At 72.0% G+C, this 18766-nt stretch carries 14 protein-coding genes; 5 read left to right on the top strand and 9 right to left on the bottom strand.

Features of this window, described 5'->3' with window-relative positions; translation table 11 throughout:
- The first annotated feature begins 161 nt into the window (after positions 1–161).
- Complete coding sequence (locus tag ACZYRU_RS04875; protein WP_488955952.1) at positions 162–2237, top strand: putative bifunctional diguanylate cyclase/phosphodiesterase; 2076 nt, start codon at positions 162–164, stop codon at positions 2235–2237.
- Complete coding sequence (locus ACZYRU_RS04870) at positions 2234–3031, top strand: HDOD domain-containing protein (RefSeq protein ID WP_488955951.1); 798 nt, start codon at positions 2234–2236, stop codon at positions 3029–3031. Before ACZYRU_RS04875 ends, ACZYRU_RS04870 begins: the two co-directional genes overlap by 4 nt.
- A gap of 7 nt (positions 3032–3038) precedes the next feature.
- Here the strand turns inward: ACZYRU_RS04870 and ACZYRU_RS04865 are convergent, their stop codons facing one another.
- Genes ACZYRU_RS04865 through rsmI form a run of 3 tightly spaced genes read right to left on the bottom strand, consistent with a single transcriptional unit; the run spans position 3039 to position 5570 of the window.
- Complete coding sequence (locus ACZYRU_RS04865; RefSeq protein ID WP_488955950.1) at positions 3039–3884, bottom strand: TatD family hydrolase; 846 nt, start codon at positions 3882–3884, stop codon at positions 3039–3041.
- Positions 3881–4741: an alpha/beta fold hydrolase gene (locus ACZYRU_RS04860; RefSeq protein ID WP_488955949.1), complete on the bottom strand. Its 861-nt coding sequence runs from the start codon at positions 4739–4741 to the stop codon at positions 3881–3883. The genes ACZYRU_RS04865 and ACZYRU_RS04860 overlap by 4 nt, the downstream gene beginning before the upstream one ends.
- Entirely contained in the window at positions 4734–5570 is an 837-nt protein-coding gene (rsmI, locus tag ACZYRU_RS04855) for a 16S rRNA (cytidine(1402)-2'-O)-methyltransferase (protein ID WP_488955948.1), read from the bottom strand. Before rsmI ends, ACZYRU_RS04860 begins: the two co-directional genes overlap by 8 nt.
- Positions 5571–5753: 183 nt before the next feature.
- Between rsmI and ACZYRU_RS04850 the strand changes: the two genes are divergently transcribed.
- From ACZYRU_RS04850 to ACZYRU_RS04840, 3 genes are all read left to right on the top strand, one after another.
- Positions 5754–7502 (top strand): dolichyl-phosphate-mannose--protein mannosyltransferase, encoded by a 1749-nt coding sequence (locus ACZYRU_RS04850; protein ID WP_488955947.1) that lies wholly within the window; start codon positions 5754–5756, stop codon positions 7500–7502.
- A gap of 122 nt (positions 7503–7624) precedes the next feature.
- Positions 7625–13675 carry a PKD domain-containing protein gene (locus ACZYRU_RS04845; RefSeq protein WP_488955946.1) on the top strand — a complete coding sequence of 2017 codons (6051 nt, stop codon included), beginning with the start codon at positions 7625–7627 and terminating at the stop codon, positions 13673–13675.
- Positions 13676–14040: 365 nt separating this feature from the next.
- On the top strand, positions 14041–15336 hold the full coding sequence (locus tag ACZYRU_RS04840; RefSeq protein ID WP_488955945.1) for an HNH endonuclease signature motif containing protein: 1296 nt from the start codon (positions 14041–14043) through the stop codon (positions 15334–15336).
- A 98-nt stretch (positions 15337–15434) separates the two neighbouring features.
- Here ACZYRU_RS04840 and ACZYRU_RS04835 read toward each other — a convergent pair whose 3' ends face one another.
- Genes ACZYRU_RS04835 through ACZYRU_RS04810 form a run of 6 tightly spaced genes read right to left on the bottom strand, consistent with a single transcriptional unit; the run spans position 15435 to position 18727 of the window.
- On the bottom strand, positions 15435–15704 hold the full coding sequence (locus ACZYRU_RS04835; RefSeq protein ID WP_488955944.1) for a DUF7218 family protein: 270 nt from the start codon (positions 15702–15704) through the stop codon (positions 15435–15437).
- 46 nt (positions 15705–15750) lie between these two features.
- Entirely contained in the window at positions 15751–16398 is a 648-nt protein-coding gene (locus tag ACZYRU_RS04830) for a hypothetical protein (protein ID WP_488955943.1), read from the bottom strand.
- A 13-nt stretch (positions 16399–16411) separates the two neighbouring features.
- A complete protein-coding gene (locus tag ACZYRU_RS04825; protein WP_488955942.1) occupies positions 16412–17644 on the bottom strand; it encodes an NRAMP family divalent metal transporter in 1233 nt (410 codons plus the stop codon).
- Positions 17641–18090 (bottom strand): hypothetical protein, encoded by a 450-nt coding sequence (locus ACZYRU_RS04820; protein WP_488955941.1) that lies wholly within the window; start codon positions 18088–18090, stop codon positions 17641–17643. The genes ACZYRU_RS04825 and ACZYRU_RS04820 overlap by 4 nt, the downstream gene beginning before the upstream one ends.
- Positions 18087–18560 carry a DUF6328 family protein gene (locus ACZYRU_RS04815; protein ID WP_488955940.1) on the bottom strand — a complete coding sequence of 158 codons (474 nt, stop codon included), beginning with the start codon at positions 18558–18560 and terminating at the stop codon, positions 18087–18089. The genes ACZYRU_RS04820 and ACZYRU_RS04815 overlap by 4 nt, the downstream gene beginning before the upstream one ends.
- Entirely contained in the window at positions 18557–18727 is a 171-nt protein-coding gene (locus ACZYRU_RS04810) for a hypothetical protein (protein WP_488955939.1), read from the bottom strand. Before ACZYRU_RS04810 ends, ACZYRU_RS04815 begins: the two co-directional genes overlap by 4 nt.
- Between the last annotated feature and the right edge of the window lie 39 nt (positions 18728–18766).

Genomic DNA, 18766 nt, shown 5'->3' with positions numbered 1-18766 from the left:
CCAGCGGGGCACGGTGAGCGGCGTCACGGCGGCAGCGCCACATCCGTCCCACGCGTCACAAGCCGCGCTGCCCCGAGCACAGCTTCCCCGCTCCTGTCCGTCAGGTCGGGCCGCCGCCCGCCGATGGGGCGGACGTCCGGACAGTCCGGGAGGAGGACCCGATGCCCACCAGCGCCCCCGGCGACGTCGTCGCTGCCGTGCTGCACGCCGCTGCCGCCGACCCCGGCACTGCCCTGCTGGTGGTCGAGCTGTCCGCGGTCGGGGAGCCGGCGGTGCGGTGGAGCAACTCGGGAGCCACCGAGCTCCTGGGGCTCGCGGGGTCGGACCTGCAGGGTGAGCCGCTGCGCGACCACATGACCTCACCCGACGGCGAGTCGCTCGCCGCGATGTTCCGCCGGGAGCGGCCCACGACCACCCAGGTGACGCTGCGGACCGCCGTCGGGGAGAACGTCGCATGCCGGGTCCGTTCGACGCCGGCACCGGGCGGTCGCCTGTGGGCGCTGCGGGTCGACCCGGCGCAGTCCGAGCTGGAGCTGGCGCTGCGCGCTTCGGCGGACGCGCACGAGCAACGGTTCAAGGTGCTGGCGGAGCGCTCGCCGGTGCCGACCCTGATGTCGGAGCAGGGCATGCGCCTCGGGCACGTCAACGACGCCCTGTGCGCGCTCCTGGGTGTCACCGCGGACAAGCTGATCGGCACCGGGTGGATGGCCTACGTGCACCACGAGGACCTCGAACGGATCGCCGCCACCGTCGTGGCGGTGCTCGCCGGCGAGGAGCGGGAGCTCCAGGCACGCTTCCTCAACAGCAGGCGGGACGTCCGCCACACCGACATGAGGTTCACGCCGTTGCGGACCCCGGGCCTGGGCGACGGGTTCGTCGCGACGCTGGAGGACATCACCGAGCGGCGGGCCTTCGAGGACCAGCTCAACCACCAGGCCACGCACGATTCCTTGACCGGGCTTCCGCGCCGGTCCCGGCTGTGGGAGCACGTCAACGCGGCGATGGCCACGCCCGACGCGGGGCTCGCCTGCATGTTCCTCGACCTCGACAACTTCAAGGTCGTCAACGACAGCCTCGGCCACACCGCGGGCGACGCGCTCCTCGTCGAGGTCGCCCACCGGCTCGCCGGTGCGGTCCGTCCGGGCGATCTGGTGGCGCGCTTCGGCGGCGACGAGTTCGTCGTCGCCTGCGCGACCGCCAGCCTGGACGGGGCGATCGACGTGGCCGACCGGATCCTGCGGGTGCTCTCCGAGCCGGTCGTGCTCAACGGCGTGGAGATCCGTCCCCGTGGCTCCATCGGGGTCGTGCTGCGCGGACCGGACCACCACAGCGCAGACGACCTGATCCGGGACTGCGACATCGCGATGTACCAGGCCAAGTCCCGTGGCAAGGGCCGGATCATGGTGCTCGACGAGAGCGCACGCAGCGCCGCCCACGACACCCTGACCCTGGTGGCGGACCTCCGCCAGGCGATCGAGGAACGCCAGATCACCCTCCACTACCAACCGATCGTGGAGTACGGCGACCACCGCCCGCGGCTGGTGTCGGCCGAGGCCCTGGCCCGTTGGCAGCACCCCCGCCGCGGATCGGTTCCCGCCGACACCTTCGTACGGCTCGCCGAGGAGCACGGCCTGGTGCGCGAGCTCAGCGAGCTGGTGCTGGAGACCGCCTGTCGAGCCCTGACGGCATGGCGGGTGCAGCTCGGCCCGCTCGCGCCGGCACGTGTCAACGTGAACCTGTCGGCGTTGCAGATGAGCGACAACCTGCTGGTCCAGACCGTCCAGCAGACCCTGCGCCGCTGCGGGCTGCGTCCCGAGCAGCTGTGCGTGGAGATCACCGAGTCCGCCCTGATGCTGGATCCGGACACCGCTTCCACGATCCTGCTCGAGATGCGCGAGCACGGCGTACAGGTCGCGATCGACGACTTCGGCACCGGCTACTCGTCGCTGGCCTACCTGCAGCGCCTGCCCGTCAGCTACCTCAAGGTGGACCGCTCGTTCGTCGCCGAGCTCGAGGACGGACACACCGCCGTGGCGCAGGCCGTCATCAGCCTGGCCCGCAACCTCGGGATCGGCGTGGTCGCCGAGGGCGTGGAGACGGCGGTCCAGCAGGCGATGCTCACCGAGATGCAGTGCCGCGTGATGCAGGGCTTCGCGATCAGCCCGCCCCTGCCCGAGCCCTCGTTCGTGGAGTGGTGCCGAACCACCTTCCCCCTGACCCAGGGGGCCCTGCTGTGACGCGCACGGTCCTCGACATCGACGAGGTCCTCGACGGACTGGACCAGCTGTCCTCGCAGCGACCGGTCGCGGCCCGGATCGTCGCCACCTGCAACAGCGACAGCGCGGGCGCCGCCGACCTCGCGGCCGTCCTCGGCGCCGACATGGCGCTCGCGGCCCGGGTGATGAAGCTGGCCAACTCCGCCTACTTCGGGCTGTCCGGCCGGGTGACGAGCCTGCAGCTCGCCGTCACCGTCGTCGGGTTCAACACCGTGCGCTCGGTCGCCACGGTGGCGCTCGCCGGCATCGACGAGGCGCAGCACCTCCCCGACGACTTCTGGACCACGTCGGTGCACCTGGCCGCTGCCGCCGGCGCGCTGGGACCGCGGTTCCAGGTGACCACGGCGGACGCCCTCAGCCTGGGCCTGCTGGCCCAGCTCGGCGCCGCACTCCTGCACCAGACGGATCCCGACGGGTACGCCGACCTGCTCGACTCGACCGCGCTCGGGGTCGAGCGGTTCCGGGCCGAGGCCGACCGCTACGGGATCTGCTCGCCCCAGCTGACCGCCGAGGCACTGGCCCAGTGGCACTTCCCCGCCGGCATGGTCGACGCGCTGCGGGCCGTCGCGTCCGGCGCTGACGGAGCCCTGCTGCGCACGGCGTACGAGATGACCGCCCGACTGCTGCACCCGCTCCACCGGAAGGTGGCGCTCGACCGGGTGTCCGACGGCCGGATGAGGGAGGCGCAGGCGCCTGCGCGCCTGATGGCCATCCGCTCGGACGTCCTGCAGCTGCAGGCGGCGCTGGGGCTCTGACCCGGCGCTACCAGCTGCCGCCGAACGCGGCCTCGGTGTTGGCGTCGATCGCTGCGCACAGCTCACCCAGGTCCTCGCCGCGCTCGGCCGCCATGAGGCGCACCGTCAACGGGACGAGGTACGACGCATTGGTGCGCCCCCGGTGCGGCGCAGGCGTGAGGTACGGCGCGTCGGTCTCGACCAGCACCCGGTCGCGGGGCGTGATCCGCAGCGCCTCGCGCAGCGCCTCGGCGTTCTTGAAGGTCACCGTGCCGGCGAAGGAGAGGTGCGCACCGCGGTCCAGGCAGGCGCGGGCGAAGGCAGCATCGCCGGAGAAGCAGTGCATCACCCACCGCTCGGGCGCGCCCTCGCTGTCGATCACCTCGAGCACCTCGTCGTGGGTCTCGCGGTCGTGGATGACCAGCGTCTTGTCGAGGCGCTTGGCGATGTCGATGTGCCGACGGAAGGACTCGACCTGCACGGCCCGTCCGTCGTCGCCGGTCCGGAACGCGTCGAGGCCCGTCTCCCCCACCGCGCGTACCTTCGGGTGGGCGCCGGCGAGCTGCTCGATCTCGTCCCACGCGGCCTCGAGCGCGGCCCGTCCGCCGTCGGCGAGGATCCGGGGCGCCTCGTTGGGGTGCAGCGCGACACCGGCCACCAGCTCCGGGTGCTCGGCCGCGGCGGCGACCGCCCAGCGGGCACCGGGCAGGTCGCAACCGATCTGCACGATCCGTCGTACGCCGACCGCCACCGCCGCGTCGATCGCCTCCCGAGCGTCCCAGGCCTCGGCGCCACGGCCGATGTCGAGGTGGCAGTGGTTGTCGACGACCGGGTGCGGCAGCGGCTCCGGGACGGGCGGGCGCTCGTCGCTCACGACGCGGCAGCCTCCGCGGAGCGAACCCGGTCGAGGATCGCCTCGGCGAGCGCCTCGGGCGCCTGGGTGGGGATCCAGTGGGACACGCCCTCCAGCGGCACGAAGCGGAACGGGGCGTCGACCCAGTCGCCGGCGTGCTCGGCACCCCAGCGGGCGAGCGCGACGTCCTGGTCGCTCCACACCATCGTGGTCGGGACGCTGACCCGGCGACGCATCAGGCGCGGGTCGCCCAGTGGCAGGGCGCGGTACCAGTTGAGCGCGGTCGGCAGCGCGCCGTCGGCGGCGATCTCGGCGCGGAACCGGGCCACGTCATCGGCGGTGAACCCGGCCGAGCGCAGCTGTCGCGCACCGACGTCGCCCGTCCGACTGAGCACCAGCTCGGGAAGGCGCGGGAGCTGGAAGGCCAGCATGTACCAGGACTTCAGCAGCTGGTTCGAACGCAGCATCGCGGTGAGGAACGCCTGCGGGTGGGGCACGGAGACCGCGGTCAGCGACGCGACCCGGTCGGGGTGGTGGGCGGCCAGCAGCCAGGCCGGGATCGCGCCCCAGTCGTGGCCGACGACGTGCGCCGTGCCCGTCGGGCCGGCAGCGGCGTCGACCAGCGCGAGGACGTCGGCCATCAGCTCGCTGCCGCGGTAGTCGCGCCGGCGCCGCGGCCGGGCGCCGCGGGAGTAGCCGCGCTGGTCCATCGCGACGGTGCGGTAGCCCGCCTCGTTCAGCAGCGGGGCGACGAACCGCCAGGACGTCGAGCGCTCGGGGAAGCCGTGCAGCAGGACGACGACCTCGCCGTCGCGCGGGCCCTCGTCGAGGACGTCGAAGACCAGTCCGTCGCGGGTCAGGGTCGTCAGCTCAGCCATCGATGTGCACCACCTGGTAGACGTCTCGTTTGGGGAGTCCAGCCTGCCCGGCCACCACGGCGATGGCCTCCTTGCGTCGCATGCCGGACTCCTCGAGGTCGGCGACCGCGGCCCGCAGGCTGTCGGGGTCGGTCGCGATGCCGGCGCCGGGGGTGGCACCGGTGACGACGATGGTGACCTCGCCACGCACGCCCTCGGCGGCCCACTCGACAAGAGCGGCGAGCCCGTCGCGGCGTACCTCCTCGTGGGTCTTGGTCAGCTCGCGGCACACGGCCGCGGCCCGGTCGGCGCCGAACGCGTCGCGCATCGCCTCCAGCGCGGCCTGCGTGCGGTGCGGTGCCTCGAAGAACACCATCGTGCGCTGCTCGGCCGCGAGGTCGGCGAGCCGGCGCGAGCGCTCCCCCGCCTTGCGCGGCAGGAAGCCCTCGAAGCAGAACCGGTCGACGGGCAGGCCGGAGACGGCGAGCGCGGTGAGCACCGCGGACGGACCGGGTACGGCGGTCACCCGCACGCCCGCCTCGACGGCCGCGGCCACCAGCCGGTAGCCCGGGTCGGAGACGCTGGGCATGCCGGCGTCGGTCACCAGGACGACCCGCTCGCCGTTCTCGAGGGCCTCGACCAGCATCGGGGTCCGGGCGGCCTCGTTGCCCTCGAAGTACGACACGACCCGTCCGGACAGCTCGATGCCGAGGTCGGTGACCAGCCGGCGCAGCCGGCGGGTGTCCTCGGCGGCGACGACGTCGGCGGCGGCCAGCTCCTCCGCTAGCCGGGGCGGCGCGTCGCCGACCTGGCCGATCGGCGTACCCGCCAGCACCAGGACTCCAGTCACGTCACGATCCTTGCAGACCCACCGAGGTCGTCGAGTAGCCGCCGCAGCGACGAAGGAGCGGAGGCGGCGTATCGAGACGTCGGCGAAGCATCTCGATACATCTTCGCTCGTCCCTCACGACAGATCGCCCAGGGGCTCGGGCTACTCGATGAGCTTCGGCGGCGCCACGTAGGGTTGCCCCCCGTGACCGTCGTCGGCCTCTCCCGCACCGCGCTCGGCCGCCGGGTGCCGCTGGCGGTGGAGCGCGCGGTGAGCCCGATCCGGCGCCTGTCCACGCGGCAGCGGCTGGTCGGCTGGCTCGGCCCGATCGCCCTGACGCTGCTGGCGTTCGGACTGCGGCTCGTCGGCCTCGGCAACCCGCACCGGTTCGCCTTCGACGAGACGTACTACGCCAAGGACGCGTGGTCGCTGCTCAACAACGGCTACATCGAGACCTACCTGACCGACGTCGACGGCAACACCAAGACCGACATCAACGCCGACATCCTCGCCGGGCACACGCAGCACGTGTGGACCGGCGACCCGTCGCTCGCGGTGCACCCCGACGTCGGCAAGTGGCTGATCGCGCTGGGCGAGAAGGCGTTCGGGATGGACCCGTTCGGCTGGCGGATCGCGTCGGCCGTCGCGGGCGCGCTGATGGTGCTGGTCATGTGCCGGCTCGTACGACGGATGACCGGCTCCACCATGCTCGGCTGCGTCGCCGGCACCCTGCTCATGCTCGACGGCCTGCACTTCGTGCTCTCCCGGCTGGCGCTGCTCGACATCTTCCTCGCGCTGTTCCTGCTGTGCGCGGTCTCGTGCCTGGTGGCCGACCGCGACTGGCACCGCGCGAAGCTGGCGAAGCGCGCGCGTCGCACGGAGGAAGGCGTGGCGCTCACCGGCTGGGGGCCGCGGATCCTGTTCCGGCCCTGGCTGCTGGCCGCCGGCGTGTGCTTCGGCCTCGCGCTCGGCACCAAGTGGACCGCGGCATACCCCCTCGCGGCGCTCGGCGTGCTGTGCTGGCTCTGGAGCGCCGGTGCCCGCCGCTCGCTCGGCATCCGCTGGGCGCTGCCCAAGGGGGCGATCGCCGACGGCATCCCCGCCTTCCTCTCGCTGGTCGTGGTGGCGCTGCTGGTCTACATCGCCACGTGGGGCGGCTGGCTGGCACACGCGAAGGAGTACGAGGAGCACCTCAGCTCCACGCAGTACCGGCAGTACACCGGCCAGGGACACTGCGCGAAGGACACCGACTCCGACGACGAGCACTACGTCGCCGACAACCTCGACCCGTCGAAGAAGTGGCCGACCGCGAGCGAGAAGGACGCGAGCGGGCTGGGCGAGGTGTGGCAGTCGCTGCGCTCGCTCTGGTACTACCACCAGGACGTCTACACGTTCCACACGCACTTCCTGAACTGCTCGACCCACTTCTACGAGTCCAAGCCGTCGAGCTGGCTGCTCATCAACCGCCCGGTCGGCGTGGCCGTCACCAACGACATCTCCCCCGACGCGCCCGGATGCGACGCCCCCGCGGACAGCAACTGCATCAAGCAGGTGCTGCTGCTGCCGACGCCGGTGCTGTGGTGGGGCGGCGTGCTGGCGCTGATGTTCGCCGTGGTGATGTGGATCGGCGCCCGGGACTGGCGCTACGGGCTGGCAGTCGTGGGCGCGCTGTCCACCTGGCTGCCGTGGATGATGTACGACGACCGGCCGATCTTCCTCTTCTACGCGATCGCGATCCTGCCGTTCACGATCATCGCGATCACCCTCACCATCGGGACCCTGATCGGACCGTCGCGCGCACCCTCGGCCCGGCGTACCGCCGGCGTCGTGGTGAGCGGGGCGTTCGTCGTGCTGACCCTGGTGAACTTCGCCTGGTTCTGGCCGATCTGGACCAACCAGATGCTGACCCACAGCGAGTGGCTGGACCGGATCTGGTTCTCGCGCTGGGTCTGACGCGCCGCCCGCACGAGGGCGGCTCAAGCGCCGCCCAAGTTGCACACAAGTGACCTCCGCGAGCCTCGGCGCACGTCGCGACCTCCCCGGTCGCCGCAGTCCCGAGCGATGGAGATCCACCCATGTCCGCACCCACCCGACCCTGGCGGCGCAGGCTCGCCGGGGTCACCGCAACCCTGACCCTGGCCGCCGGCCTGGTCGCCGTCGGGCTGGCCCCGGCGACGGTCGCGCCGGCGGCCGCCAGTCCGGTCGACACCACCCGCAGCACGGGCGACGAGTCCGACCTGGGCTTCGCGTCGTCCCCGTCCGGTGAGTCGATCAACGGCTACCGGCTCTTCGACCTGCCGATCGACAACGTCCGCAACATCAACGCGATCAACGACAACGGCCTGGTCGCCGGCTGGAAGTACACCGTTGACGAGGACGTCCCCGTGCCGTTCGTCTGGGCTCCCCGGGTCGGCGTCCAGGAGCTCCCGCACGACCCGGCGAAGCGCTGGTGGGTCGGGGCCATCGATGACAAGGGCGTCGCCTACGGCACCCGGGGCAACGCCAGCGTCGTCAAGTGGGTGCCCAACGACTACGGCTACTACGGCGACCCGCAGACCGTCGTACCCGAGGGCACGATGGGCTCGACCGGCATGAGCGTGGTGACCGGCAACGGGAACGGCGACCTGGTGCTCGACATCGCGGACGACTTCTACCTGTGGAGCAAGGGCGCGATGACGAAGCTCAACCCGCTCGGCAACTCCGTCGGGCAGGGCATCACCGACATCACCGCCGACAAGACCGTCGTGGGACACACCGAGGTCGACCCGGACGGTCCCAGGGGTCCGGAGTTCTCCCACTCCGAGCCGACGGTGTGGCCCCAGGGCAGCGGTGCCGGGCAGAGCCTGGGCTTCCCGCCGCTCATCCACCAGACCGGGACGGCGGTGGCCGCCAACGGCAACGGCCAGGCGGTGATCGAGTCCGCCTGGGGCGAGCCCGGGCAGGAGGGCTTCAAGTTCAGCTCGTTCCTGCGCAAGAAGGACGGCACGTACACCTGGCTGCGACCGGTCGACGAGAAGCTCGCGACCGCGGTGGCCCGCGTCCGCGGCCTCGCGGACGACGGGACCGCGGCCGGCGCCTACACCGACGGCGCGCCCAGCAACCCGTCGCTCGACGCCGCGATCTGGGACGAGGACGGCCGGATCCGGCTGATGGACGGCCTCCTCGACCCCGCCCAGCGCAAGACCTGGCACCTCCAGGAGGCGATGAAGACCAGTCCCAGGGGCGTGATCGCCGGTGTCGGCAAGCACAACGGGGCGGACACCGTCTGGCTCGCGACACCGATCGACCCGGTCGTGTTCGTGCACGGTGCGGGCGCCAGCTCGATCAACACCTACGAGGGCGACACCCCCACCGTCGAGCACTGGATGAAGTGCGGCGCGAACCGTCGTGAGCTGAGCCTGTGGGAGGCCGACCGCGGCAAGACCGCTCCCCTGCACTCCAACGCCGTCGACGCCCTGCGTCACGCGAGCTGCTACATCTTCGGCGGTTGGTACGACCCGGCGCTGAACGTCTACGGCACCCTCCTCGACCGGCTCAACGCCGAGTACCAGGAGTACGACCGCGGCACGACGCCGCAGCTGCGGCAGACCGCGGCCGGCTGCGACCTCACCCAGAAGGGCGCGACCTCGCCCAACCTGTTCGTCTACGCCTACGACTGGCGCCGGGACAACAACGCCAGCGCCCAGGGCCTCGCCGACTACGTCGCCTGCATCAAGAAGTTCTGGCCGCACCGCAAGGTCGACGTCGTCACCCACTCGATGGGCAGCCTCGTCGCCCGCCGCTACGTGCTGGACACGAAGGGCGCCGACGTCGACCGGATGATCACGATCGGCGCGCCGTGGCTCGGCGCGCCCAAGCTCGTCAACGTGCTGCAGACCGGGAACTTCGCGCCCAAGGCGGTCAACGGACCGGCAGAGGACATCAAGTACGTCGTCGGCAGCTTCCCCGCCGCCCACCAGCTGGCTGCCAGCCGGGTCTACGGCGACGCCGCCGAGGTGCCGATCTTCGGCGAGGAGGGTTGGGACGTCAACGGCAACGGCAAGGCCTGGGAGAACTACGCCTACGACGACGTGAAGGCCCTGCTGGACAAGCAGAACAAGACCTTCCTGCCGGGCACGACCGGTGACCGCTTCCAGAACCAGCCGGGTCAGACCGACTGGCGTGGGGACGACACCGGCGTCCAGTACACCCACATCGCCGGCATGCAGGCGGGCGCCGACTCCATCGGCGAGACCGTGGCGAGCGAGAAGGTCACCTGCTCGGCGGTGACCTCCGAGTGCGACACGGAGCACCTGATGTCGACGCGGATGGTCTGCGGCGACGGCACGGTGCCGATCGTCAGCGCCCTCCGCGCCGGCAACGGCGTCAACTACAACGCCGAGAACGCCGAGATCCTGATGTACCAGTCGGGCAACACGGACGACAACCAGTCCGTCGAGCACACCGGTCTCGCCAGCAACCCGAACGTGGACGACGCGATCCTGCGTCGGCTGTTCTCGATGGACGAGGGCAAGCAGGCCGACGGCACTCCTCGTCCGCAGGACCAGAGCTGGGTGACGGACCCGTCGTTCGAGACCGACGCCTGCTTCCAGCCGGTCACCAGCGGCCTGCAGAACGGCAAGGCGCTGGCAGCGGCGGCCAAGGACAGCCCCTACGGCGCCGCCAACCCGGCGCCCGGCACCAGCAGGCGCTACCTCTCGGTCGTCGACGCGACGGACCTGGAGGTGGCCGACTCGAAGAACCACTCGACGGACCCGGAGAGCGGCACCAGCGGCACCGTGCCCGGCGTCAGCCAGGTGCTCTCCGACCGGCCGGACGCCGGGATGGTGGTGATGCCCGCCTCCGACACGGTCAGCTACACGACCACCTTCGTCGGCACCGGCAAGCCCCTGCAGGTCGAGCTGCTCGAGGGCAGCCAGGAGCATCCTTCGACCGCGGTGCGCTGGACCGACGTACCGGTGGCGAAGGGTGAGCAGATCGCCCTGGCGACCACGGCCGACGGCCGCAACGTGCTGAAGGTGGACGCGGACGGCGACGGCGACCCCGAGCAGGTCGTCGCCCCGACGGTCGCGCTCGGCGGCGTGGATGCCGCCGACGTCACCGCGCCGACGGTCACCGGCACCAAGGTGGCGGCGGTCGAGGGCACCCGCTACGCGCTGAGCGCCGAGGACGACGCCACCGGTGTCGCCGAGGTGCGGTACTCCACGGACGGCAAGACGTTCCAGGTGTACGACGGCCCGCTGGCCCTCGACCCGGCGACCACCCCGGTCGTCACGGCGTTCGCCACCGACCGCGCCGGCAACCGCTCCGCCCTGTACGAGCTGAAGCTGGACGAGCTCAAGGCCACGCTGTTCACCTCCGCCACCGTCGACCCCGCCCCGAGCGCGACCGGCTGGTCGGCCGGTCCGGCCACCGTGTCGCTCGACGCGGTCGCCCCGACGGGCGGCAAGGTCGCCTCGATCACCTGGCGCACCAGCGGCGCCGCCGGGACGACGGAGAGGACGGAGAGGACGGAGAGGACGGTCAGCGGTGACCACGCCGAGGTGGCGATCGACGCCGTCGGCACGAGCACCGTGACCTACTCCGCGACCGCGGAGGACGGCACCAAGGAGCCCGAGCGCACGCTCCGGGTGCGCATCGACGGCGCCGCACCGACAGCGACGGTGAAGGTGCCCACGACCGTGGTCACCGACCTGCCCGCGATCCGGGGCACGGCCGCCGACGACGCCGCCGGGGTCAGCCGGGTCGAGCTCGAGCTGCGCAACAAGGCGGGCCGGTGCTGGGACGGGTCGACGTGGGTCGCCGCGACGACCTGGCTCAGCGCCTCCGGCACCGCCCGGTGGTCGCGGACCACGGACCTGCCCTCCGGCGACCAGCTGCCCACCGGCGCCTACCGGCTCCGGGTGCGCGTCTCCGACGGCTCGGGCCGCACGGCGATCGCCGGCGACCTCAGCTTCACGGTGGCCCCCACCCTGCAGCTGACCACCCGCACGCTCACCTCGCCCGCCGGCGACTGGGCTGCCGCCACGGCCATCAACGACGTCGGCCAGGCAGCCGGTCAGGGCCGGGTCGGCGCGACCATCTCCCCGATGCTGTGGGAGAACGGCACCGGCACGGTGCTGCCGACCTCGAGCGGAGCGACGTCCACGGAGATCACCGCCATCGACGACCACGGCGCCGTGTACGGCTCGCAGACCGCCCCGAGCGGTGCCCAGGCCGTGCGGTGGGACCACGGCGCCACGGCGCCGACGGTGCTGCCGGCGCTGGGGCCGGGCGGCGCGGCGCGGGTCACCGACACCACGTCCGACGGGCGGTACGTCGTCGGCGGGGCCAGCGCCGAGGCCGGCGGACCGGAGAAGCCGGTGCGCTGGACGGACAAGGGCATCGAGGCCCTCCCCCTGCCCGCGGGCGCGAAGACGGGGTCGGCCAACGGCGTGGCCTCGGACGGCAGCGCGAGCGGAACGGTGACCCTCCCGACCGGCACCCGCGCGGTGTTCTGGCCGGCCGAGGGCGGCGTACGGCTGATCCCGACGCTGTTCACCGACACCGTCACCTCGGCCACCGCGATGAACGACGTCGGCGTCGTCGTCGGCACCGCGACCCCGCCCTCCGGCGGTGTGAGCCGGCTGTTCACCTACGAGGACGGTGTCACGAAGTACGTCGACGGCGGCTACATCTTCCCCCAGCGCTTCGTCGCCCACGCGATCAGCAACGCGGGCACGATCGTCGGTGAGTACACGCTGCGCAACAACTCGGCAACGACCCCGCGTGCGTTCATCGCGGCGCAGCAGACCGTCGAGGGCCAGCACGAGTGGACCGCCCTCGAGCTGTCCACCCAGGTCGCCGGCACGCCGACGTGGACGCAGTCGTCCGCGGCGGCGATCAACGACCTCGGGCAGGTCGTGGGCAACGAGCTGTCGTCCCGGGTGTACGCCGAGGGCTTCGTCGCCACCCCCGCCCACGCGCCGATCGCCTCCGACGTCGCCGTGGCGACCGAGGTGGACAAGGCCGTCGAGGTCACCCTCGACGCCTACGACCCGGACGTGGCCGACCGGGTGACGCTCGCGGTCGGCGACGGGCCGCAGCACGGCTCGCTCGGCGAGCTGGCCGACGGCACCGTGACCTACACGCCGGACCACGGCTTCGAGGGCGTCGACCGGTTCACCTACGTGGCGTCCGACCCGGAGCTGTCGTCGGTGCCCGCCACCGTGACGGTCACCGTCGGGAAGGGCGACGAGGAGCCTCCGACCGACCCGGAGCCGACCGACAACCCGCCGACGGTGGCGGTCGTCGTACCCGACACCGGGGAGGAGGGCAGCACCGTGCAGCTGCACGCCGACCTGGCCGATCCCGAGGGCAAGCCGCTCACCGCGGTCTGGTCCGTGTCGGGCGGGCTGCTCAGCGGCAGCGGCACCGACGTGGAGCTCACCCTCCCCGACGGTCCGGCCCAGGTCGAGGTCACCGTCTCGACGACCGACGGCACCCACCCGGTGTCGGCAACGGAGACGATCGACGTACGCAACGTGGCGCCGACGGCGAACGCCGGCAACGACCTCACCGTCACCAGGGGCGTCACCACCGCGCTCGAGGGTGCCGCGAGCGACGTCTCGGCCGAGGACGCCGCCGGGCTCACCACGGCCTGGGACTTCGGCGACGGGTCGGCGGGTTCGGGAGTCCGGGTCAGCCACGCCTGGGCGACCACGGGCACGTTCACGGTGAGGCTCACCGTCGCCGACAAGGACGGCGCCCGCACCACCGACACCCTGACGGTCACCGTGGTCGACGCCCCGACCGGCACCGCCGGCCGCGCCTTCGGCGCGATCTGGGTGACCGAGGGCGCCGCGGTCCTCGACGTCCGCAGCGACGGCCGGACCACCTCCGGCACGCTGCTGTGGGTCGGCAGGAAGGGCCCGTTCACCGCGAGGCTCACCGGCTTCGAGAAGGTGAAGGCGCCGTCCGGCAGGGCCGCAGCCTGGGTCACCGGCAGCTACGGCGGCCACCAGGTGAAGGTGTACGTCGAGTCCGGCCTGGCCCTCGGGTACGGCGACATCTTCAAGATGTGGATCGACGGCGTCCAGGTCACCTCGACCGGCAAGCGGGTGCTCGGGCTGGTCACGATCTGCTGACCGAGCGCTGACGAACACGGGCGGGCTCCTCCGATCGGAGGGGCCCGCCCTGTCGTTCCCGGTGGTCGAGGAGGTCGCGCAGCGTCCCCGGTGGTCGAGGAGGTCGCGCAGCGACCGTCACGAGACCACCCGGGATGCTGCCGGAACTGTCCGCACGCTTCGGTCGCGTCGTGGTTGGGTTCGGAAAGGCGCTGACGAGGAAGGGCCGTAGGTGGCTGGGTTCGGCGGTCGGGCTACGGCCCGCGACGACACTTGAGATGCACCTGGTGACGTCGATTCTCCACACCCCACCGATCGAGTTTCCCCTGTCCCCAGGCGGGTTTCCGGCATTCGTTTGTGTCGGAGGCAGGTGGGAGAATCCAGTCATGGATCTCGGAACCCAGCCCCGCTCGACAGCAGCTCTGCTGTCACGGGTGGGTGAGCGGATCCGGTCCCGCAACCAGCTGGTGGTCGAGGAGTGGGAGGACATCGCCACCTGGGCCAGCGAGCACATCGTCACCGGGCCGCAGGGTGCGGCGACGATCACCGAGGGCTACCTCGACACCGGTGCCCCGATCGCCGGTCCCGGCGCCCCGCTCGTGTCGGAGTTCGCGTTGATGGAGCTCGTCGCCGTGCTCGGCCGCACACCGGACGGCGGGAAGGCGTACGTCGGCCGGGTGATCGAGTGCGCCTGGCGGCTCCCGAACGTCTACGACGCCGTCGTGACGGGCAGGTTGGCGCCGTGGCGGGCCGAACGGATCGCCGACCTCACCCACGGGTTGAACGCGGAGGCGGCGGCGTTCGTGGACCGGCAGCTGTTCAACGCCTCCGGCGTCGGCTGGGCCCAGCTCGAACGCCTCGTCACCGAAGCAGTCCTGCGCTTCGACCCCGAGAAGGCCGAGGCCGAACGCCAGAACGCAGCCGACCACCGGCACTTCGACATCGGGGACGTCGACGACCACGGTCTGGTCCACCTCGACGGACTCATGGATGCCGCCGACGGACACGACCTCGACCTCGCCGTTGCCCGTCGGGCCGAGGTGCTCGGCCGGCTCGGCGACAACTCATCCCTCGACGTACGCCGCTCCAAGGCTGCCGCGGAGCTCGCCCGCCAGGACCTCTCCCTCGACCTGCTCATCGCTACCGCGCCGGAGGTCGAGGAGGTCGCGCAGCGACCGTCACGAGACCTCGGCCGCAAGGTGGTCCTGAACGTCCACATCACCGACACCACCCTGACCGGCCAGAACCCGGTCGGCCGGTGGGAAGAGGGCCGCTGCCCCATCACCAGCGCCCAGATCCGGGAATGGCTGCAGTCGAAGGACACCGCCATCATCGTGCGCCTGGTCATCGACCTGGCCGATCACGTCCCCGTGACGGCGTACGAGATCCCCGACCGGCACAGGACTCGGGTCGCATTGCGGGACCACACCTGCCGCTTCCCCCACTGCACGCGCCCCGCGACCCGGTGCGACCTCGACCACCACCAACCCCACGGCGAGGGCGGACCGACGTGTCCGTGCAACCTGGTCCCGCTGTGTCGACGCCACCATCGTGCCAAGACCCATTCACGATGGCGCTACGACTCTCCCACCCCAGCGACCTACGTCTGGACCAGCCCGAGCGGGTTCCGGTTCCGGGTCGACCACCGCGGCACCCACCCCATCCACCCGCCGGACGAGTAGCGATCCCGCCCCGCACCCCGCGAGTCCCCACGATCGCGGGGGCATCGGCACGTCCGGGCAGCGTCCCGCGAGGAAGCGACGCGTTCGCGCCACCCGGCTCAGTGGTGGCGGAGTGCGTCGATCAGCTCGTCCTTCTTCATCGACGAGCGCCCGTCGATGTCGAGATCGCGGGCGCGCTCGCGCAGCTTGTCGACGGTCCAGTCCTCGTAGTCGCCGGCCTCGCCGCCACGGCGACCGACCTTGCTGGCGCCCTCGGCGGCCATGGCGTTGGAGATCCGGGCAGCCTTCTCCTTGCTGGCGCCGTCCTTGCGGATCTCCTCGTAGGCGTCCGGGTTCGTGATGCCGGGTCCGTGCTTCTTGCCGGGCATGTCTCCTCCTTCTCGCTCGCGACGGATTCCTACCTGCCCCCGGGCGTTACCCGCGCAGCGGTGAGAGAGACGTGCCGGGCCTGATCCGGACCTCGGCTGCCTCGTGGTCGATCTCGACGCCGGCACCGATCTTGACGACGCGGGCGTGGCGGTGCAGCCACCGGACGACGCCGGCGACGGCGGCAGGTCCGGGCTCGCTGCGCCGGTCGTACCCGAACAGGGCGCCCGCTCGGCCCGGCCCGACCAGGAGGGCGTCCACGCGGTGCTCGCCCGGGCCGACCGGCGTGCCGAGCATGCGCAGGTCGAGGACCTTCGAATGGCGCGGGAGGTCCGCGCAGTCGACGGGGAGGCCGAGCAGGTGGCTCACGCGGACCCTGGCCGGGTCCGCGGCTCGGGCGGGGTCCATCACGAGGGTCGCAACGATGGCCGGGACGGCCAGCTGCACGTCGCTGTCGACGTCCGCGACCAGGTCGAGGCCGATGACGCGTGGCAGCCCGCGCACCGGTAGGTCGAAGCGCGGCAGCAGGGCGGGCAGGCCCGTCAACAGCGCGGTCGGCGTGAGCGTGCCGTCCTCCCCCACGACGAGCTCGACGTCGTCGACCTTGCCCACCAGCCGACCGTCCGACGCGACGAGCTGTCGGTCGAGCAGGTGCAGCCCGACGTCGTACCCGTCGCGCCCGGCCAGCGATCCCATCAGCCCACCCTCCTCAGCCCTGTCCCATCGAGGTGACGACCATGAGCGGGATCGCGGCGAGGGCCGCGACCGCGATGACGACGAGGTAGACCACCCCGAGCCCGTTCGCGAGCGGCCCGTTGACGTGCTCGCCGAGGTAGTCGGGGTCGTTGGCGACGACGAGGATGGGGAAGTACGTCAAGGGCAGCGCGACCGCCGAGAAGACCACCGAGATCTCGGTGACCGTGATCGGGTCGACGCCGGTCAGCAGCACGCCGGCGGCGACCACCGTCGCGAGCAGCAGGATCATGTGGAAGCCAACTGCCTCCTTCGGGCGCACGAACTTGCCCCAGGGGAAGCCGAAGTACTGCGCGAGGCTGTAGCCGGTCGACAGCCCGGTCTCGCACGCGGCGCCGAAGGTGGCCGCGAAGAAGCCGAGCACCACGACCGCGAGGCCGAGCTTGCCGAGACCGACCGCCACGGGCAGGCCGACCTGGCCGAGCGTCTCGACCGAGATGCCGGCCGGCAGGAAGACCGTGGCAGCGCACGCGGCGATCGCCACGGACAACAGGCCACCGAGCGGGAACCCGATGAACACGTTGGCCCGCATCACCCCGATGTCCTTGTCCGTCCAGCGCTCCTCGACGCCGCCGCTGGAGAAGAAGAACACCTCGTACGGCGTCATGGCGGCACCGAAGAGGGCCACGGCGAAGTAGGCGTACGTCGCCCAGCTCTCCGCTCCCGGCTTCTCGGCTGGCGACAGCTGGCCGGCGAGCTCGCCCCAGTCGGGTCCGAGCTGCCACAACGCGACGGCGAAGGCGATCAGCGCGAGGCCCATCAGGCCGAGCACGTTCTCGATCGAGGAGAACTTCGCGCGCCAGAGAACGAGCCACACGGCGAGCGCGACGAACGGGACGATCAGCAGGTGGTGGAGCGAGGTGACCAGCTGCAGTGCGAGCGCGACGCCACCGATCTCGGCGATGAAGGTCAGCAGGGTGACCAGCATCGAGCCGACCAGGTTGAGGAAGCCCATCCGCGGTCCGAGTCGCTCGCGCACGAGGTCGAAGGTGGCGCGCCGGCTGACCGCGGCGATCCGCCCCGACATCTCGGCGAACACGCAGATCCCGACCACGCCGACCGGGAGGATCCAGGCCAGCGACAACCCGAGCCGGGCACCGACCTGGGCGTTGGTGACCAGGTCACCGATGTCGACGAAGCCACCGATGGCGGTCAGGACCCCCAGCAGAACCGCGAAGTAGCGCTTCACGGCGCCGCCTGCTGCAGCTGGTCGGACAGCTGGTCGAGCCGGTCGGCGAGCCCACGGTCGTCGTACGTCCCGGCGACGGCGTGCGCGCGGGCCTCGCCGACGAGGTCGACCGCCCGGTCGAGCAGGTCGAGCACCTGCGCCGCGTCGTCGGTGCGTCCGGACGGCACCTGCAGGCGCGCCAGGTCCTCCTCGACCTTCCCGGCCGCCTGCTCGGCCTCGGCCACCAGCACGGTGGTGTACGACGACCACGTCCGATCCGCGCGCGCCGACTCGAGTGCGAGCCGGGCGGTGGCGACCTCGCCGGCCGCGTCGGCGAGGGCCTGTCCCGCCTGGTCGTCCCAGGCCGCCGCATCGGGCTTGCTCACGACACCGCAACCAGCGAGGAGCAGGAGGACCGAGAGGGCGACGAGGACCGCGGCGACGGTCGGTCGCTGCGAGCGCTTCACCTCGTGCGGCCCCGCCAGGGAACCGCACCCCACATCAGGCTGAACGCGAGCGCGACCGCCGCCGCGGCGATCAGTGCGGCGCGGGTCCCGAGCACCACGTCGAACACCAGGAGCACGACCGCCGCCGAGACTGTGGCGAGACCGACCAGCCCGGCGAGGGCGCAGCGTTGTGCAGCGGCCACGATCCAGTCGCGGCGCCCCTGCCGGAACAGCAGCCGGTGGTAGCAGACCGGCGCGACGATCACGAGCGTGGTCAGCACGGCCGCGACGAGGATGCCCAGGTAGAGCCGCTGCTGGGTCGCGGTCAGGTGGGCGAACCGGTCGGTGAACGGGACGGTCAACAGGAAGCCGGTGAGGATCTGCACGCCGGTCTGCATCACCCGGAGCTCCTGGAGGAGCTCGTTGAGGTTGCGGGTGATCTGCTGGCGCGGGCGTCGTCCGTCCCGCGTGCCGGCCGGGGTGGTGTTCACCCCCGCCCCTCCTCCGCCTCTCCGGTGTGCGGGTAGTCCTGCTCGGGGTCGACCTCGACCAACGGCTCGTCGAGCGGGGCCTCGGGGTCGGTCGGCACGTCCGGGTCGTCGGGGACCGGTGGCTCGTCGGGCGACACGGGCCGTTCGGGGTCGGGGATGGTGTCCATGCCCGCAGCGGTACCCCGCAGCGGGTTCACGACACGGGG

It is taken from the genome of Nocardioides sp. F233 (genome assembly GCF_057813895.1).
The sequence above is the reverse complement of the archived record's forward strand: the minus strand, read 5'-3'. Positions and strand labels throughout refer to the sequence as shown.